Below are 1,245 nucleotides of genomic sequence, written 5' to 3'. Positions count from 1 at the left end.
TGAGCTTCCCCCCGTAGCGTGGAGGACTCCACTATGCTGCTTGCTGTTCGGGGTTGGTGGCGGTGTTTTCGTAGTCGATCGGGGATATCAGTCCACATCGACTGTGTCGCCGTTTCCCATTATAGAAGTCGACGATCCATTTCACAACCACAGTTTTCGCCTCCGTGCGCGTGCTAAAGTGGTGTCGCGAGAGCACCTCGTGCTCGAGCGTGGAAAAGAATGATTCCGCGGCGGCGTTGTCGAAGCACGATCCGACTCGTCCCATGGATTGCTGGATATCGATCTTCGTGCACAGCTTGGTGAAACTCGTCGCGGTGTATGTGGAGCCGCGGTCGGTGTGGAAGATGACTCCCGCGACGTCGCCACCGCGGGTGGCGACGGCCATCTTGATAGCCTGACCAGCGAGTTCGGCGTCCGGATGCGCACTGGTGGGGTAACCGAGCAATCGTCGGGAGTACAGGTCAATCACCGTCGCCAGATACAGTTTCCCCTCATCGGTGGGGATCTCGGTCATATCCCCGACCCATTTCTGGTCCGGCGCGTCCGCGGTGAAGTCACGTCGCACCAGATCCGGGAACGGAATCTTCGATTTATCCTGGCGGGTGAGGTTCTTCCGCCGTTTCTTGCCGCGCGCGATCAAGCCTTGTTCCGCCATCGACTTGGCAACCGTTTTCTCGCTCACCTCCCATCCGTCGTCGCGTAATTCGGCGTGCACCCGGGGCGAACCATAGAGACCACCCGAGGCGTCGAAGGCGGCCTTGACCGCCTCGTCCACCTCGGCGCGGCGCCGCTGGGCCACCGTGGGCTCGCGGTGGTTCCACTTGTAGAACCACGACTCCGACACCTCCAGAGCCCGGCAGGCGACCGCGTGCGGCACACGATGACTGGTCCTCTGGTCGGCGATGAACGCGGCCAGGCTCACCGCGTCGCCTCCTTCACCCACAGGACCACGGATCGCTTGAGCACATCACGCTCCATCCGGAGCTCGGCGTTCTCCGCCCGCAACCGCGCCAGCTCCGCGCGCTCGTCGCCGGTCACCCCTTCGGCCTCGCCCCGCTCGACCTTGTCCTTATTGACCCAGTTCCGCAGGGTCTGCTCGACAATCCCCAGGTCACGAGCTACCTCGGGAACCGACTTCCCCGTCTCCCGCACGATCCGGACCGCTCCCTCACGGAACTCCGCATCGAACTTCCTTCGCTTCTCAGGCACAACTCATGATCCTCTAAGTCCATGCCTCCACGGTTT

General features: G+C 62.4%; 2 protein-coding genes. Both read right to left on the bottom strand.

All coding sequences use genetic code 11. The features are described 5' to 3' along the window. Window positions 1-31 precede the first annotated feature (31 nt). Entirely contained in the window at window positions 32-922 is an 891-nt protein-coding gene (locus AC0685_RS43445) for an IS3 family transposase (RefSeq protein ID WP_478230854.1), read from the bottom strand. Further along, the gene (locus AC0685_RS43440) at window positions 919-1,209 is read right to left on the bottom strand and encodes a transposase (protein ID WP_478230853.1); all 291 of its coding nucleotides are present in this window, start codon (window positions 1,207-1,209) and stop codon (window positions 919-921) included. The genes AC0685_RS43445 and AC0685_RS43440 overlap by 4 nt, the downstream gene beginning before the upstream one ends. Window positions 1,210-1,245: the final 36 nt, after the last annotated feature.

It is taken from the genome of Amycolatopsis sp. NPDC043889 (genome assembly GCF_056435645.1).
The sequence above is the reverse complement of the archived record's forward strand: the minus strand, read 5'-3'. Positions and strand labels throughout refer to the sequence as shown.